The organism is Lacticaseibacillus manihotivorans DSM 13343 = JCM 12514 (genome assembly GCF_001435035.1).
Taxonomy (GTDB): Bacteria; Bacillota; Bacilli; order Lactobacillales; family Lactobacillaceae; genus Lacticaseibacillus; species Lacticaseibacillus manihotivorans.
The window spans coordinates 65842-83140 of the sequence record NZ_AZEU01000018.1 but is presented as its reverse complement, the minus strand read 5'-3'; the positions used below and the strand labels follow the sequence as shown (position 1 = coordinate 83140).

15 protein-coding genes are annotated in these 17299 nt (G+C 48.5%); 13 read left to right on the top strand and 2 right to left on the bottom strand.

Features of this window, described 5'->3' with window-relative positions:
* Positions 1 to 2 precede the first annotated feature (2 nt).
* From pheT to FD01_RS01195, 7 genes are all read left to right on the top strand, one after another.
* Positions 3 to 2414: a phenylalanine--tRNA ligase subunit beta gene (gene pheT / locus FD01_RS01225; protein WP_056962326.1), complete on the top strand. Its 2412-nt coding sequence runs from the start codon at positions 3 to 5 to the stop codon at positions 2412 to 2414.
* Between the two features lie 96 nt (positions 2415 to 2510).
* Entirely contained in the window at positions 2511 to 3644 is a 1134-nt protein-coding gene (mltG, locus tag FD01_RS01220; protein WP_056962325.1) for an endolytic transglycosylase MltG, read from the top strand.
* Positions 3644 to 4273: a uridine kinase gene (gene udk, locus FD01_RS01215; RefSeq protein WP_054713804.1), complete on the top strand. Its 630-nt coding sequence runs from the start codon at positions 3644 to 3646 to the stop codon at positions 4271 to 4273. The genes mltG and udk overlap by 1 nt, the downstream gene beginning before the upstream one ends.
* A 66-nt stretch (positions 4274 to 4339) precedes the next feature.
* Positions 4340 to 4813, top strand: coding sequence for a transcription elongation factor GreA (gene greA / locus FD01_RS01210; RefSeq protein WP_056962324.1), 474 nt, complete (start codon positions 4340 to 4342; stop codon positions 4811 to 4813).
* 142 nt (positions 4814 to 4955) lie between these two features.
* Positions 4956 to 5666, top strand: a complete 711-nt coding sequence (liaF, locus tag FD01_RS01205) for a cell wall-active antibiotics response protein LiaF (protein ID WP_054713802.1) — start codon at positions 4956 to 4958, stop codon at positions 5664 to 5666.
* Positions 5666 to 6730: a sensor histidine kinase gene (locus FD01_RS01200; RefSeq protein ID WP_056962353.1), complete on the top strand. Its 1065-nt coding sequence runs from the start codon at positions 5666 to 5668 to the stop codon at positions 6728 to 6730. The genes liaF and FD01_RS01200 overlap by 1 nt, the downstream gene beginning before the upstream one ends.
* The gene (locus FD01_RS01195) at positions 6723 to 7367 is read left to right on the top strand and encodes a response regulator (protein WP_056962323.1); all 645 of its coding nucleotides are present in this window, start codon (positions 6723 to 6725) and stop codon (positions 7365 to 7367) included. The genes FD01_RS01200 and FD01_RS01195 overlap by 8 nt, the downstream gene beginning before the upstream one ends.
* 582 nt (positions 7368 to 7949) lie before the next feature.
* Here the strand turns inward: FD01_RS01195 and FD01_RS01190 are convergent.
* Positions 7950 to 10571 (bottom strand): YfhO family protein, encoded by a 2622-nt coding sequence (locus FD01_RS01190; RefSeq protein ID WP_056962322.1) that lies wholly within the window; start codon positions 10569 to 10571, stop codon positions 7950 to 7952.
* A gap of 160 nt (positions 10572 to 10731) precedes the next feature.
* Here FD01_RS01190 and FD01_RS01185 point away from each other — a divergent pair, with 160 nt between their 5' ends.
* From FD01_RS01185 to FD01_RS01165, 5 genes are all read left to right on the top strand, one after another.
* Positions 10732 to 12855 (top strand): peptidoglycan D,D-transpeptidase FtsI family protein, encoded by a 2124-nt coding sequence (locus tag FD01_RS01185; protein WP_056962321.1) that lies wholly within the window; start codon positions 10732 to 10734, stop codon positions 12853 to 12855.
* A 151-nt stretch (positions 12856 to 13006) separates the two neighbouring features.
* Complete coding sequence (locus FD01_RS01180) at positions 13007 to 13690, top strand: rhomboid family intramembrane serine protease (protein WP_056962320.1); 684 nt, start codon at positions 13007 to 13009, stop codon at positions 13688 to 13690.
* 22 nt (positions 13691 to 13712) lie between these two features.
* Positions 13713 to 13919, top strand: a complete 207-nt coding sequence (locus FD01_RS01175) for a YqgQ family protein (protein WP_054713836.1) — start codon at positions 13713 to 13715, stop codon at positions 13917 to 13919.
* Between the two features lie 17 nt (positions 13920 to 13936).
* The gene (locus FD01_RS01170) at positions 13937 to 14896 is read left to right on the top strand and encodes an ROK family glucokinase (RefSeq protein ID WP_056962319.1); all 960 of its coding nucleotides are present in this window, start codon (positions 13937 to 13939) and stop codon (positions 14894 to 14896) included.
* Positions 14897 to 14913: 17 nt separating this feature from the next.
* Positions 14914 to 15321: a rhodanese-like domain-containing protein gene (locus tag FD01_RS01165; RefSeq protein ID WP_056962352.1), complete on the top strand. Its 408-nt coding sequence runs from the start codon at positions 14914 to 14916 to the stop codon at positions 15319 to 15321.
* Between the two features lie 768 nt (positions 15322 to 16089).
* Here the strand turns inward: FD01_RS01165 and FD01_RS01160 are convergent.
* Positions 16090 to 16269: a DUF3042 family protein gene (locus tag FD01_RS01160; protein ID WP_054713788.1), complete on the bottom strand. Its 180-nt coding sequence runs from the start codon at positions 16267 to 16269 to the stop codon at positions 16090 to 16092.
* Between the two features lie 105 nt (positions 16270 to 16374).
* Between FD01_RS01160 and miaA the strand changes: the two genes are divergently transcribed.
* Positions 16375 to 17298, top strand: a complete 924-nt coding sequence (gene miaA, locus FD01_RS01155) for a tRNA (adenosine(37)-N6)-dimethylallyltransferase MiaA (RefSeq protein WP_056962318.1) — start codon at positions 16375 to 16377, stop codon at positions 17296 to 17298.
* Position 17299 lies beyond the last annotated feature (1 nt).

Genomic DNA, 17299 nt, shown 5'->3' with positions numbered 1-17299 from the left:
TCGTGGACGTTTCTTATCAATGGTTAAAAGAACTTGTCGACGTGCCAGTTGACGCTGACACTTTAGGTGAAAAAGTGTCCCGGACTGGGATCGAAGTCGACAGTGTGACCCATTTAGGCGCTGGCCTGAAAAAAATCGTGATCGGTAAAGTGATGGACTTGATCGATCACCCGGATTCTGATCACTTGCACATCGCTCAAGTCGATACTGGTGATGACGAACTTCGCCAAATCGTGTGTGGCGCGCCTAACATTGAAAAAGGCCAAACGGTCATCGTGGCAATGCCGGGCGCCCGCATCGCGGACAACCAAAAAATTAAGCGTGGTAAAATGCGCGGCGTGGTTTCCGATGGCATGATCTGTGCCTTACAAGAACTCGGCTTTTCTGATGCGATCGCACCAAAAGCTTATAGCGACGGCATTTATGTCTTCAACGAAGATTTAAAGCCAGGTAGCGATGCCTTGGTCGCATTAGGTTGGGACGATAGCATTTTAGACTTTGAAATCACGCCAAACCGGGCCGATGCGTTAGGCATGCGCGGTGTGGCTTGGGAAGTCGGCGCTACTTATAACAAAACGCCACACTTCAATGATCAACCGGTCGTTGAAGGGGACAAACCAGTTGAAGATTATTTGACGGCTAAAGTTGACGATGTGAAAGATGCGCCAAGTTATCAAATGCGCGTCGTTGATGGCGTCAAGATTCAAGATTCCCCATTGTGGCTGCAACGCCGTTTGTGGAATGCTGGCGTGCGCCCGATCAACAACATCGTCGACGTCACCAACTTGATCATGTTAGGCTACGGCCAACCCTTACATGCCTTTGACTACAACAAGTTGGAAAACCACGAGATCTTAGTGCGTCGCGCCCATGACAAAGAAGCCTTGACCACGTTAGATGGCAATGATCATGAACTCGATTCAGAAGATATTGTAATCACCGACGGCCTAAAGCCAGTCGCCTTAGCAGGGGTGATGGGTGGTTTGAATTCTGAAATCACGGATGATACCACCACAGTTGTGATCGAATCTGCTTGCTTTGCACCGACCAACATTCGCAAAACTGCCTTGAAGTATAACTTACGCTCCCAAGCGTCTTCACGTTTTGAAAAAGGCATCAACGTTGCCGACATCAACAATGCGTTAGACGAAGCCGCGCGTTTGATGGCAGAACTTGGCAATGGGACTGTGGCTAAAGGGCACCTTTCAGCAAGTGCCATTGAACCCAAGGACACGATCGTCAAGATCACGTTAGATCGTATCAACCATGTCTTAGGCACGGACTTCGACGAAGCCTTAGTGACTGACTTGTTCAAGCGCTTAGGCTTTGGCGTGGAAACGCATGATGGTGAATTTGCTGTTGCGGTTCCTCCACGGCGTTGGGACATTGCGATCGATTCAGATTTGATCGAAGAAGTGGCCCGCTTATATGGTTACGACAACTTGCCATCCACCTTGCCAACCACGACCATGACCATCGGCCAATTCACACCTAAACAGGCGCGTTTGCGCCGCACCCGTAAGATTTTAGAGGGCTTAGGCTTGAGCCAAGCCATCACGTATAGTCTGGTCAATGCAGAAGAAGCCCATCAATTTGCCATCGAATCAAGCGAAGGGACCAAGGTTTCTTGGCCAATGACGCAAGATCACGCCGTTTTGCGTGAGAACTTGATCGCCGGGTTGATCAATGCGGAACAATATAATGTGGCTCGCAAGCAGGCTGATTTGGCGCTTTATGAACAAGGTCGCGTCTTCTTGCGCAAGCCAGGTCATGTGCGGCCTGAAGAGCATGAATATGTGGCAGGCTTGTTCACGGGCAATTTGACCAGCAAAAACTGGCATCAACAAGCTGAAAGTGTTGATTTCTACTATGTCAAAGGCGTTGTGGATCACTTGTTAGGTGACTATCGTTTAGACCAACCCGTTGAATATGTGGCATTAAAAGATGACCCACAACTGCATCCTGGCCAAAGCGCTAAGTTAGTGCTGGCTGGTGAAACCATCGGCTTGATCGGCCGCTTGCATCCCGGCTTCGAACATGCAGAAGGCTTACCAGAAACTTATGTCTTCGAATTGAACTTGGAAGCTTTGATGAACGCTGATCGTTCAGAAATGGCCGCTAAGCCGGCACCGAAGTTCCCAGAAATGACCCGCGATATTGCCATCTTAGTCGACCAAGCGGTTGAAAACGCGGCGATCGTTAAGGTCATCGAACAAGTCGGTGGCAAGTTCTTGCGCGACGTCACCTTGTTTGACGTCTATGCTGGGGCTAACATTGAAGGCCACAAGAAGTCTTTGGCTTACACCTTGACTTATCGTCGCGATGATCAAACCTTGACGGAAGACGAAGTGAATGCGGCCTTTGCCAAGGTCACCACTGCATTGCATGATGAATTAGGCGCTACGATTCGTTAATTTTTTTAAAACCTGCTGTCAAAAGGCGATGCTTGTCGCTTTTTGCAGCAGGTTTTTGTATACTGAAAGCAGTATGTGTCATCAGGAGGAACGCTTTTGAGTAAGCAGGATTTGCAAAAAAAAGCCACCCGCACCGCAGAAAAACGGGCAGTGAATCATATTGTGGCTTGGGTCGTCGGCATTGTGGTGTGTGTGTTGATCCTCACCGGTTTTATGGGCTATCGTTATTTGGATTCCGCGCTAGGCGCTGTGGATTCAGCCGATAAAAAAGCCGTGACCGTGTCGATCCCAAGTGGGGCCAGCACGGCACAAATCGCAGAAGCTTTAGAGAAAAAAGGGGTGATTAAGTCAGCAATGGTGTTTAACTATTACGTTAAATTCCATAACTACACCAACTTCCAAGCTGGCGACTTCAGTTTAAGTAAAGCCGAAAATCTGAAAAGCATCATCGCCCAATTGCGTGGCGGCGGCTCAACGGATTCCACTGGCACAGTGTTAGTCAAAGAAGGGGTGACGGCGGAAACCATTGCCGATGCGGTTGACAAGCTGAAATCAAAAGATCCGAGCTTCACCAAAGCCAACTTCATTAAATTGCTCAAAGATGAAAAATTCTTTGACGAATTGTACAAAAAATATCCCCAACTGTTGAAATCGGCTAAATCTGCGACTGGTGTGCGATATCGTTTGGAAGGCTACTTATTCCCAGCAACCTATAGTGTCACCAGTGGCGAAAGCTTAAAAGCCTTGATCACTCAAATGGTGGCCAAAACTGACAGCGTGCTGAGCAGTTACTACACGTCGATTCAAAAGCAAGGCTACACCGTGCAAGAAGTGTTGACGTTAGCCAGCTTGGCTGAACGTGAAGGGGTATCAGGGAATGATCGGCGCGAAATCGCTGGGGTCTTTTTGAACCGGATCGATGCGGGGATGCCACTGCAATCTGATATTTCCGTCATGTACGCCTTAAACACGCACAAAACGCATTTGACCAACAAGGATACCAGTGTGGATTCACCGTATAACTTATACGTGCACACCGGATACGGGCCAGGCCCGTTCAACTCGCCTTCAGAAACCTCGATTCGCGCAATTTTGAGCCCATCTGATCGCTCGAAAGGGTACTTGTACTTCGTGGCCAACTTGAAGACTGGCGAGATCTTGTATGCGACGACGTTGTATCAACATGAAGTCAACACGGCTAAATTTGCGTCAGATAACGGGACAAACTAATGGCAAAACCAATTGTGATCGGGATCGCTGGCGGTTCTGCCTCTGGTAAAACTACCGTCGCTCATGCGTTATGCGAAGCCTTTGAAAATGGGGTGGTGTTGCTGCAGCAAGATAGCTACTACAAACACAGCGACTTACCCTTTGAACAACGCAAGCAAATCAATTATGATCATCCTGACGCATTTGACCATGACTTATTGGTGGCCCAACTGCAACAATTGATCCAGCGTCACGCCATCGATGTGCCGATCTATGATTACGCAGAGCATAATCGCAAAGTGCAAATTCGCCATGTCAAACCGCAAGATGTGATCATTTTAGAAGGCATTTTAGTGTTGGCAGATCCTGCGTTGCGCGACTTGATGGATGTGAAGTTATTCGTTGACACCGACGCTGATGTGCGAGTCTTGCGCCGGATCCAGCGTGACACCCAAGCGCGCGGGCGCAGTTTGAATTCTGTGATCGATCAATATTTGACCACGGTGCGTCCGGCCTATTTGGAGTTCATCGAACCCACCAAGCGCTTTGCTGATGTGATTATTCCTGAAGGCGGGCAAAACCGCGTGGCTATTGACTTAGTTCGCACTAAAATCGCTGCCACGTTAAGGCATCGCGGTGAAATAAGTTGACAAGTGCACCAAAACTTCTTACCATCGTATCTTGAGGCAACACAAAATTAGAATTGAGGGACTTACATGGCTGAAAAAACATACCCAATGACTGCAGCGGGCAAAGAAAAACTCGAACAAGAATTAGAAAACTTAAAGACGGTCAAGCGTCCAGAAGTGATCGAACGCATTAAAATTGCCCGGGGTTTTGGTGATTTATCCGAAAACTCTGAATACGAATCTGCTAAAGATGAACAATCCCAATTGGAAACGCGCATCGTCACCATCCAAACCCAATTGCGTTATGCAGAAATCATCGACGCCGGCGCTGTGGCTAACGATGAAGTGTCCATCGGCAAAAAGGTGACCTTCGTTGAAGTTGGCGATACTGAAGAAGAAACTTATGAAATCGTCGGTGCTGCTGAAGCCGATGCCTTCAACGGCAAGATTTCCAACGAATCACCAATTGCCACTGCTATGATCGGCAAAAAAGTTGGCGACACGGTCAAAGTCACGACGCCAGGTGGTGACATGGACGTGAAAATCGTCAAGGTTCAATAAGCTTTCATTCAGGAGCAAGGCACAAGTTGTCTTGCTCCTTTTTGCGCGATGCGATCAGGTATCGAAATCGGGCTTGCGACCCACGAGAGGCCTTGTGCAAACGGGTATAATCAAGCTAGAATACCATTAAAGGAGAATCGTCATGTCGCGTCGTTGGCAGTTATTTTGGCTCACTGAAGCCGCCATGTTTTTCGTGTTATGTTTTCAAATCGTGACCAACCCGCCAGTCTTAGTTGGCGTGATATTTGGTGTGGTCGCGTTAGTGATCGGAACCAAGGTCCATCGTCTGCAGACGTTTTGGCTGACGGTTGGTGGCATCAGTGTGGTGGTGTCGGTTTTCGTCAATCCGATGGTTTGGATCATGCTGTTTTTGGCCGCATGTGCGAGCTTGAAGTTGTTTACTGGGCAAAATTCCAGCCTCGGTCCTTGGGCACGTAAACACTTTATGGCGGTCACCACGCGCCAACCGCAATCAAAAGCCGGCACCATGCACAGCCATCCTTGGTTCGGCGATACCAACATCGGCCAAACCCAATTTGAATGGGATGACATCAATATGACGGTGGCCGCTGGGGATACGATCATTGACCTTGGGAATACGCTGTTGCCAAAAGGCGAAAACGTGGTCGTCATCCGCAAAGGTTTCGGTAAAACGCGGATTCTAGTCCCTGTTGGCGTCGGCGTGGCGATCGACCACTCAGCGATGATCGGTACGTTATCGGTCAACGGCGAAGAAGTGCCGATGAAAAATGAAACGCGGAAATATTTTAGTGAAGACTATGATGATGCGTCCCGTCACATTCATATCCTCACAAACGTGTTAGTTGGGGATGTGGAGGTGTTGGCGGTATGATACGCGGACAACGCGTGGTTTGGCAGTTTTTTGCCACCTTAGGCTTAACCGGATTACTCGAAGTGGGTTTGGTGTACATGATGACAGTCCAAACGCACAGTAACTTCGGCAATATTTTGGTGCGCAATGTGTACACAGCGCCATTGGTGTTGTATTTGATCGGTGGGGCGATCGTGGTGGCAGGATTGGTCGCTGCGACCAGTTATTACATGTTGCGCCGCCAGCACAATCAATTGGCCAAACGCTTGGCGACGATTTCTGCTGGGCAGTACGATGCGCCGATTTTGGCCAAACAAGCCCAAGCCTCAGCGGTTTTAGGGGAAGATGTCGCCGGGATGCTTGAAGCCTTGCGTCAAAAAATGATCCGACTACAGCGTGAAATCGAGCGCTATTCCAATACGCCAGTGCTGGTCGCAGGCGTCACCAAAGAAGAAATTTTGACGCAAGAACGCCATCGCTTAGCGCGGGAATTGCATGATTCAGTTTCTCAACAATTATTTGCGGCGATGATGATGTTATCAGCGGTGCGTTCAGTGATGACTGCACAAGATCCAGACAATGCGATGCTTAAGCAAATCACCACCATCGAAGGCGTGATCAATGAAGCCCAAGCGGAAATGCGGGCGTTGTTATTGCACTTGCGCCCAACCACTTTGGAAGGCAAAACGCTTAAAGCTGGGATCATCGCTTTATTACAAGAGTTGCAAACTAAAATCAAAATCAAGATCACTTGGGAATTGGCGGATGTGTCATTAGGCGCGGCAATCGAAGATAATTTGTTCCGGATCGTGCAAGAATTATTATCCAATACATTACGCCATGCCAAAGCCCAAAGCCTTGAGGTATACTTAAAGCAAATCGGCAATGCGGTGGTTTTACGCGTGGTCGATGATGGGGTCGGCTTTGAACCAGAAAATGCCGACACCACCGGGTCTTACGGTTTATCCAATATTCGCGAGCGCGCGGCCAGCCTCGGCGGAACGGCTAAAGTGATCAGTTTTCCCAACCAAGGGACCAGTGTTGAAATCCGCGTGCCGATAACAAAGGAAGTAGCAGATGATTAAGGTATTACTTGTAGATGACCACGAAATGGTGCGCTTAGGCGTATCGACATACTTAGGCGTGATGCCAGACATCGAAGTCGTCGGCCAAGCCACAGACGGCCAAGAAGGCTTAGATCAGGCTTTGGCGCTGCGACCAGATGTGATTTTAATGGATCTGGTGATGCCGCACATGGATGGCATTGAAGCCACCCAAAAAATTTTAAAAGCCTGGCCAGAAGCCCGGATCATTATTTTGACCAGCTTCATTGATGATGAAAAGGTATATCCAGCCATTGAAGCTGGGGCCGCCAGTTACATCTTAAAAACTGCGACTGCCGAAGAAATTGCCAACGCGATCCGCCAAACTGCCAAAGGGGAATCCGTGCTGGAGCCACAAGTCACCACGAAAATGATGAATCGTTTGACGCAAAAACCACAACCGGCGTTATATGATGATTTGACCAATCGAGAACGCGAAGTCTTACAGCTGATCGCGCAAGGCAAATCCAATCAAGAAATCGCCACGGAGTTGTTCATCACGCTCAAAACCGTGAAGACCCATGTGTCCAACATCTTGGCCAAGCTCGAAGTCGATGATCGTACGCAAGCGGCGATTTATGCCTTCAAGCATGGTTTAGTCAAAGATCAAAAAGAATAGCCACATATTAAAACAGAGGTTTGGACGTGATATGTCCAAGCCTCTGTTTTTGACTAACGATGTCCGGCATCATTAGTCTTTCATGCCGCCATCGGGTGACAGTGGCCTAGCTCCGTTTCAGTGTTTTGAAATTGGGACTTCAGCTGGCTCGCCGCTGCATAGTGAGGGTCCTCGGCCGAGCTAACTTTCAATATTCGCTTCACTCATATTAAAAGTGGATCTCGACCTGCGGCTTTCCGTAGGCGGTAAACCGCCAACGGAAATCTCACTATGTATCAACGGCCAGCCTCCGTCCCAATTTCAAATCACTTCCACTCCGTTAGACCACTGGTACCTGATGGCTACGCAATGCGTGATGCCAACGTTGATATGACACTCGGTAAGGTTAGCGTGTTTAATCTGTAATCTAGTCATATCTAACGAGAAAAGCTGTGAGCGGAGATAAAAAGTGCGGAGTCCACGGATTTTCGGGCCGCAAGTCTTATTGGTATAGCCAACTGAAAGATTAAAGACACACTTACGCTGCCGGACATCATTTGGAGATGAAAAAAGCCGAGACTGAATGTGGTCTCGGCTTTATTGCTATCGGCGGCGATGTTTGCCCGTTGGAGTGAGTAACCACCACAACCCGACAAGATTGCCGCAAATGATGGTGATCAACAAGCCCCACCACAGATAAGGTGGCGTATAAACCATCGTGATCTGATGCTTGCCTTTGGTTAACGGAATAGTCATGAACAAGCCGAGGGTGGTTTTAGGTTTGACCGTTTTGCCATCGACTTGTACTTGCCAGCCGGCGATATTAGGTAAGGTGGTTTGTAAAACTTGTCGGTTTTGTTTGATCGTAATGTTACCACTTAAGCTACGATCACCGCGTTTGGTGATGTGCCAAGGACTGGCCTGCAAAGACTTGAGTTTCTTGGACACAGTGGCTTGATCCAATTGATAGAGTTGCAATTGGCCGAAGTCAGCAGAATCTTTCAGTAAAGTGACGACTAACGTTTGCTTTTTGCCTGGGGCACTTGGGGTGACGTTGAGCAATTCAGGGTCGCGGAAGGTGTCGTAAATTGGCACTGTGTGGCCGTTTTGCGTTAGGGATACGACGCTATCGGTAAACGTCGATGGAATTTGCAAGTAGTAAGGATCGCGCGAGCTGGCGGTGAAGGTATAAGTGACGGTTGCCAGCGATTCGCCGGTTTTCTTTTTCACCGTGGCACCAGACCAAGTGGCTTCTTTTAACACTGGTTCGGATAAATATTGCTTGTGGAATAAAGTTTGGAAGTTGGTGCCGGTCAAAGCCGATAACAACAATTCTTGATTGACGATCGGCATGCTGTCGATCAACTTGGTTTTGAGGATCTGCGTGCTAGCAGCAAACCCTAGCCCGAGCGCATAAGGATTTTGATACAAGGCCAAGTCTTTGGTGTGCCCGATTTTTGTGTAGCCGGTATTGCCGTAACCAAATAAGTCGGGGCGTTCAGAAACTTGAGGAATGAAGGGAACACTGGTGCTGGCATCAAACTTAGGATTCAACCAGTATTTCAAATCTAAAAAGGCATCCGTGATCACAGTCCCGTTGGTGTAAGCCACAAAGCCATCGCCAGCCGATTGGCCCAATTGGCCAAAAAGTTTCGGGACACTCGGTTCAAACATCGAGTTGAATTGATCCGTGCCCATATAGCCGATTTGCATCGCATCGTTTTTGGTGCGCAACATCGTTTTGCCAATGCGGTAAGTGCCTGAGTGCTTCGACTCGATTGCATTCACGCCGCTGCGCAAAGTTTCGGTATAAGTGTGATAGTCCGAATGCGAAACGTAACTCAGCTGATTTAAGGTGATGGTGGCATTGGTGGCTGATTCTGCCAACATCAACACGCAAAACATGATCGCTGTGATCGGCTTTTGATCGTCGCGCAGCGTCAACAACAATAGCGCAAACAACGAGAAAATCACTGTAGTTAAAATTTGTGAATCTTTTAAATAGGTGAAAACCTTTGGATGGAGCCAGACAAAGGCCGCAACCGCTAAGATGACGGTCAAAGAAATGATCAGCTGCCACCAGTTGATGCCTTCAGGTAACAGCTTTAACGCGCGCGTGCCCAACACCATCAGCCAAAATACCACCACAAAGGAAAAGCGGTAAGGATACCACACCGGAAATTGCATCCCGTGCCAGAACAGATCCAGCGGTTCGACCATCATCGACAAGGTCAAAAAAATCGTCCAAGCTAAGGCAAACAAGCGCTCTTGCCAATTAATTTTGGCGACGACAAAGAATAAGATAAAGCCGATCATCACCAAACTGCCGACAAAAAGATTCGCTTGGCCACTGGGCATTTGATCAAAGTTGAAACTGCCGGTGAAGAACTTGCCGAGCAGTTTATAGGGCTTGTATTCAAACTTCCAAGTCATTTTGGTGACTGTGTAGGTACCTTTGGATTGCGTGAGTTGAAATAACGTTGGCAACAACACGACAGCCGCCATGCCACCAGCCAACAACGCCCCTAAGGCAAAGCGCCAAATCGCTTGTAAAGCGTGCTTGGGTCCCGCCCAGTCGCGGCAGTTCGCGTAACCGAAATACCCGATGATGAACAGACACAACATCCAAGCCATATAATAATTGGTGATCAAAGCCACCAATAGCCAGCCGATGAAAGGCCAAGGCCGATGTTGTGCGACGATCAAATCGACCCCATAGGCCACCAGTGGCAAGCAGATCACCACATCAAACCACATTAAGTTCAACTGATTGGCGATCATCCAGCCACTCAAGGCATAAACTGTACCAAAGCCTGGCAACCAAAAGCCTGACCAGCCGCGATGTTTTAAATAAAACGCCATCGCCAAGCTAGCGCAACCGTATTTGGCCAAGGTGATCGCCATAATGGCCACATCGAGCATCGATTTCGGAAATAAGCACACAATGAAGTTAAACGGGCTCAACAAATAATAGGCGAACACCCCATACATATCCCCGCCAAGATCTTTATTGAAAGCGAAGAAGAGTTGTCCAGGATGGCCGAAGACGGTTTCTCTAAAATAACTGTAAAAGTCAATGTATTGTTGGCCCATATCCACAGTCAGTAAACTGCTTTTGCCGAAAGGATAGACCCCACAGCCGATGAAATAAGCCCCCATGATCAAAATCGGGGCAAGTAGGGCTAAAGCCAATAAATGTTTTGATAAAAAGCGGTAGGCTCGCATGGCCGCCTCCAGTTCCCAAAAATTCGGTTAAATCATGCATAAAACGTGTCAGAATGTGTAAGTTTACTATATCATAGATGACAGATTGGCGTTGACGCCGTGAGTTTGCTACACTGGTTTCGTGCCGCCAAAAGGCACGGATTGATAAGGAGCTGTATTCGTGAAATACATTCGCACCCCAAAGCCTAAACGGGCAAAGTCTCATATTCCCTTTCGGCTGAATCTATTATTCTTTTTTGTATTCTTATTGTTAGCGGCATTAGTCGGTCAATTGGCTTATTTGCAGATCTTAAATGGTGGCAAGTTCGCTGCCGAAGTCAACCGCACGGATCAAACCACTGTCACTGGTGCGGTCCCTCGTGGCTTGATTTATGACAGCCAAGGCCGGGTATTGGTGGAAAATAAAGCCAACAATGCCATCACCTTTACCAAATCGGTGAATACGACGTCGCAGTCGATGTATGACACAGCAAACCGCTTAGTCCGCTATATCACCGTTGATCACGATAATTTGCAAAAGCGTGATTACGCCGATTATGTCTTGGCGGACAGCAAAGCCGCCAAAGCGGTGGTCAAAGAATTACCGAAGTCCCAACAATCAGAAACCGACGCCACAAAATTATATAAATATGAAGTCGCTTATGTGCAAAAGCATTTGCCTGATTTTTCCACCAAGCAAAAAGAAGCAATCGCTTTATATAAGATCATGAATGGTGCGACGCAACTCACCACGGTTTACTTGAAAAACTCTGGGGTCACCACGCAAGAGTCTGCCGCAGTTGGGGAAAACCTCACGGCCATGTCCGGCGTCAACTTAGGCACAGACTGGGAACGCGCTTATCCAAATGGCGATTCCATGACCGCCATTATTGGGACGGTTTCTTCTACTAAGTCAGGCTTGCCATCAGATGGGTTACAATCTTACTTGGCTCAAGGGTATGCCCGCAATGATCGCGTTGGGATCTCCTATTTGGAAAAAGGGTATGAAAGTATCCTCAAAGGCGCCAAGTCTCGTACGCAAGTTGAATTAGGCAATAACAATAACATTGTCAAACAAGTGCAAACCTTTAAAGGCCAACAAGGCTCGAACTTGAACTTGACCATCGACTCGGCTTATCAAAACAAAGTCCAGTCAATTGTCAAATCAGTCTTCAACCAAGCATTGTCTAATGGCGCAGCGGCTCACTCTGATGGGGCCTTTGCCGTGGCGATGAATCCCCAAACTGGTGCGATTTTAGCCTTAGCTGGCGAAAGTCATAACGTCAAAACTGGCAAAGTCACTGAAGATGCGTTAGGCGCAATCAACCGGAGTTTTGCCATGGGGTCTGCCGTCAAGCCTGCCATGGTGCTTGGGGCCTTGCAAGATGGGGTCATCACGGTGAACAACAACACCCAATCTGATGACCCGATTTACTTGCCATCCACTCCAGTTAAGAAATCTGTTTATCCAGTGGGGACGTTCAGCTCCATGAATGCCACCACGGCGCTTGAAGTGTCCAGTAACATTTACATGATGCGCTTAGCCATGAAGGAAGGTAACGCCAAGTACGTGCCGAAGACTTCGATGGTAATGGATAATAACATTTTCACCAAAATGCGGCGTTACTTCTCTGAATTTGGCTTAGGCCAAACCACCGGCGTTGATCTGCCAGGCGAAGTCAAAGGCCAAACCGGGTCGACCACGTTGAATGGGTCATTGGCCGTTGGTTCTGCACTTGACTTGTCTTATGGGAACTACGATACGTATACGTTGATGCAAATGGCCCAATATGTGTCCACTGTCGCCAACAACGGTTATCGCATGAAACCATACATCGTCAAATCGATTTCTCAAACCTTGCCTGATGGCAGCAATGGCGCCACGATCTCCACCACCAGTCCCCAAGTACAACTCAAAGTCCCGAACACCCAAGCCCAAATCGACTTGGTCAAACAAGGGATGTGGGAAGTGGTGCATGGGACCAACGGTTGGACTACCGCTACCATGCTCAATACCTTAAACCCTGGGGTTGCCGGTAAAACTGGGACGGCGCAAACCTTTACCCGGTCAGATCCGACGAACACCAACTCCGAATTGTTGGAAACTACGACGTTAAGTTTCGTCGGCTTTGCGCCAGCGAAGAATCCGCAAATCGCCATTGCCGTCGTGGTGCCTAATTTGTCCAACGAAGACGTCAACTACAACGAATTGATCGCCAAGCAAATGTTTGCCGATTATTATTCCATGAATGACGTGAAGAAAGATAGCTCTTACAGTGCGCATCAAACCAGCATTAACGGGTAGGCATTTGACTGAAAAAATGCTACACTATTGAATGAATGTCAGTTGAAGCTGACAGGGTAGTGGTACTTGTTTGCGGGCGTTTACACCAACAACAGGTTCGCCTGTTGTTTTTTTGTTGGCAACGTTCAATTTTTCGGGAAGAAGGGACCGCATGCACAACCCGTTTTTAAAAACGCGTTTAGACAACACCCCATTTGTGACGTATGGCTTAGTCATCATCACCGCGCTGGTGTTTGTCGCGGAAACTTTGCTCGGTGGTAGTGACAATAATTTGGTTTTGCTAGAATTAGGGGCGCGTTATAACCCCTTGATTTTAGCCGGCCAATGGTGGCGCTTCATCACTCCGGCGTTTTTGCACATCGGCATCACGCATTTGGTGCTTAACGGTGTGTCCTTGTATTATTTGGGCATCATCTGTGAAAAGATCTTTGGCCATTGGCGCTTTTTGGTGATTTACTTGGTGTCAGCCATTGCGGGTAATGTCGCGAGTTTTGCCTTTTCACCGAACTCGATGTCTGCTGGGGCAAGTACGGCGATTTTTGGGTTGATGGGCGCCTTCGTCATGTTAGGCGATGCTTTCCGAGATAACCCGATGGTGCGCCAACTCGCTCAGCAGTTTATGTTGTTGGCCGCGATCAACTTGGTCATGAATTTATTCATGTCTGGGGTCGATATGCCAGGCCACATCGGCGGGATCGTTGGCGGTTTTTTGATCGCTGGTACCGTTGGGGCGCCAAAGCTCGGGAAGTTACCAGTCAGCCGCCAGATCATTCTCGGTTTGGTGTTGCTGTTTGGCCTCGCCGCGTTGATCCTATTGCAAGTGAATGGTAGGTGAGTGAATGCAGTTATATCCGACCATGTACACGTATTACGACGTGTTGCAATTATTAAAACGTTTTGGCACGTATATTCATTTGGGCAAGCGCCTGTGGGATATCGAATTGGCTGCCACTGAAGTCGATCGCTTGCATGAATTGCGCTTGATCCCAGATGACACCTATGCCAACGCTAAAATCGTGTTGCGTCACGCCCATGAACAAGAAGCCAAACACCCATTAATTTAACCCACTGGAGGATTACGATGACTGACAAGAAATTATTAGGCGTCGATTTAGGCGGCACCACCGCCAAATTTGCGATCTTGACCCAAGACGGTGAGATCCAACAACGCTGGAGCATTGATACGAATATTTTGGATGAAGGGGCCCATATCATTCCCGATATCATCGCTTCGATCCAAGATCATTTGAAGTTGTACAACATGACTGCGGCTGATTTTCAAGGCATCGGCATGGGTACGCCTGGGACTGTCGACACCAAAGCCGGCACGGTCATCGGCGCTTACAACTTAAACTGGAAGACTTTACAACATCCAAAGCGCGACATCGAAGCTGCCACTGGCATTCCTTTTGCCATTGATAACGACGTCAACGTCGCTGCCATGGGCGAACAATGGAAAGGTGCCGGCGATGCTTCTGACAACGTTACCTTGGTTGCGTTAGGCACTGGGATCGGTGCTGGGGTCATTTCTGATGGTCATTTGTTGCACGGGGTTGCTGGCTCTGCTGGCGAAATCGGGCACGTCACTGTTGATCCTAATGGCTACATGTGCACTTGCGGTAAAAAAGGTTGCTTGGAAACTGTTGCTTCTGCCACTGGCGTTGTCCGCGTGGCCCGCGACATGGCTGAAGAATATGCCGGTGATTCCCAATTGAAGCAGATCTTAGATGATGGCGATGATATTTCGTCCAAGATCGTTTTCGACTGTGCTAAAGAAGGCGACAAGTTGGCATTGATGATCGTCGATCGCGTCAGCTACTTCTTAGGTTTAGGTTTAGGGAACTTGGGCAACATGCTCAACCCTGAATACATTTTGATCGGCGGCGGCGTATCTGCAGCCGGAGACTTCTTGTTGAGCCGCGTTGACAAGTACTTCAAGCAATTCACTTTCCCTAACGTTCGTGAAACCACGAAATTACGTTTAGCAACGCTTGGTAACACTGCCGGTGTGATCGGTGCCGCAAGCTTGGCCCGTCACTAGGAGGCTGTAATTTGAATATTATGAGTTTTTTGTTGATCCTGATCGGTGCCGGGCTGATTGCTTGGGCTGCCAACTACTTGTGGTTATGGTGGCGTAAGTCGCAACTCAAAAGTATCGGTGGGGAAATCGAACCAGATGAATTTGAATCCACCATGCGCAAAACCCAAATCATCGACTTGCGCGAGAAAAAGGATTTCGATGCCGGCCATATTTTAGGGGCCCGCAACATGCCTTATTCTGTGATCAAAGAACGGATGGGCGAATTGCGCGAAGATTTGCCAGTGTATTTGTATGATGCCGCTGGTGAATTATCCGTGCGTGCCGCTGGTCGCTTAAAAAAAGCCGGTTTCCAAAAAGTCAACTGGCTGAAAAAAGGCTACCAAAACTGGTCTGGTAAGACGAAGAAAAAGAAGTCTTTGGACTAAACCACTTGAGGCCGAGAACATTCTCGGCCTCTTTGCTTGTCTAAATCACACAACCAGGCATTAACAAGCGACTGAATAGTCTTTCATGCCGGCATCAGGCGCCAGTGGTCTAGCTGCGTTTCAGTGATTTGAAATTGGGACTCCAGCTGGCTCGTCGATGCATAGTGAGGGTCCTCGGCCGAGCTAACTTTCAATATTCGCGTTGCTCATATTAAAAGTGGATCTCGACCTGTGGCTTTCCGTAGGCGGTGCCCGCTAAAAGCATGGAAATCTCACTATGCATCGACGGCCAGCTTCCGTCCCAACTTCAAACCACTTTCACTCTGCTAGCCCACTGGCACCGGATGGCTACGAATCGCATGATGTCAATGTTGATGCGGTCATTCATCAAAACGAGTGACCTCCAAGCGTGTGCCTGGTTAATTTGTAACCAATCATACCAACTGAGAAAATTTGTGAGCGGAAGTGCCTTGGCAGAACGGAGGAAAACTGGACAATTGCCCGTGGTAGTAGAATCAAGTATGACGCCGCTTTTTGGCGGCATGCGCAGATTCTACCGGCAGATTTTGAAACGGAGTGGTTTTCTCCGGTTCAAAATCTAGGCGAAAGAGCATCAGCGATTTGTGCTGATCTCTGCAGCCGGCCGCACCGGCAACTTGTCCAGCTTTCCGCAGTGACGCCAAGGCACTGGAACTCATAAATTTTCGTGCCGTTAGGCAATGGGTATCGCTGCATGAAAAAACCCACACGTTTGCGTGTGGGTTAGGGTTAGCCAAGATGTGCGGAATGGCGCTTGCGGTTGGCTTTGGCGCGATTTTGGTTAATTTCTTCAACTTTGTCTTCGACTGGTTCGATATAGGACTTCTTGAATGCTAAGACGCTGCCGGCGACAGCAGAGATCGTCATGACGGTACCCAGGAAGAAGCCTTTGGCAAATTTATGTTTCATGAGAATTTCCTCCAGTTACTGATTTTGTCTTGCTAAGTCTATTATACTAAAGACCAAGGCGCAATACAAAGGACAAGTGAACGTTTGCACGAAAGGGGATGCCTGATGTCAGGACAAATTTTAATGATCGGCGGGCCCACTGCAGTTGGCAAAACGGCGTTATCGATTCGCCTGGCCCAAGCCTTTGATGGGGAAGTGGTGAATGCTGACGCTTATCAAATTTATCGCGGCATGGACATTGGCACCGCCAAAGCGACCCTTGCAGAACGCGATGGGGTGGTGCATCATTTATTAGACGTGGTTGACCCAGGTACGCCTTTTTCTGTGGCGCAATTCAAACAGGCCGCACAAACAGCGATCGCTGAGATTCAAGTGCGCGGCAAATTGCCGATCGTGGTTGGTGGCACCGGCTTTTACATGAATGCGTTGCGCTTAGATCTGCCTTTAGGTGGCCAAGCGCCTCCGAGTGCTTATCGCGAGCAGTTGCAAGCCGAGTTGGCGTCACATGACGAGCAGTGGTTGTGGGCACAATTGAATGCGGTGGATCCAGAGGCTGCTGAAAATATCCCACCAGCCAACAGTCGGCGCGTGATCCGAGCGTTGGAAGTGATGCGCACGACTGGGGTGAAATTTTCCCAGCAACCTGAATCCAAACCCGCTTATGATGCGTTGATCCTAGGCTTGACCACTGAGCGCAAAGTATTGTATGAACGCATCAATGCCCGCGTGGATATGATGGTGCAAGCGGGGCTGATTCCAGAAGTCAAACAAGTGCTGGCCAGTGCTGGGCCGGATGCGCAAGCTTTAAAGGCCATCGGCTATAAAGAATTGCTCCCGTATTTACAAGGTGAGGCAACGCTAGCTCAAGCCGTGGAATTGATCCAAAAAAATTCTCGGCATTATGCTAAGCGCCAGTTAACGTATTTCAAGCATCAAATGCCGACGCATTGGTTTGATTTAGTGGGTCACCCAGAAACTTATCAAGAGCTTTTAACGCTGGTGTCAAACTGGCGAGAGATGGAGGAATGAT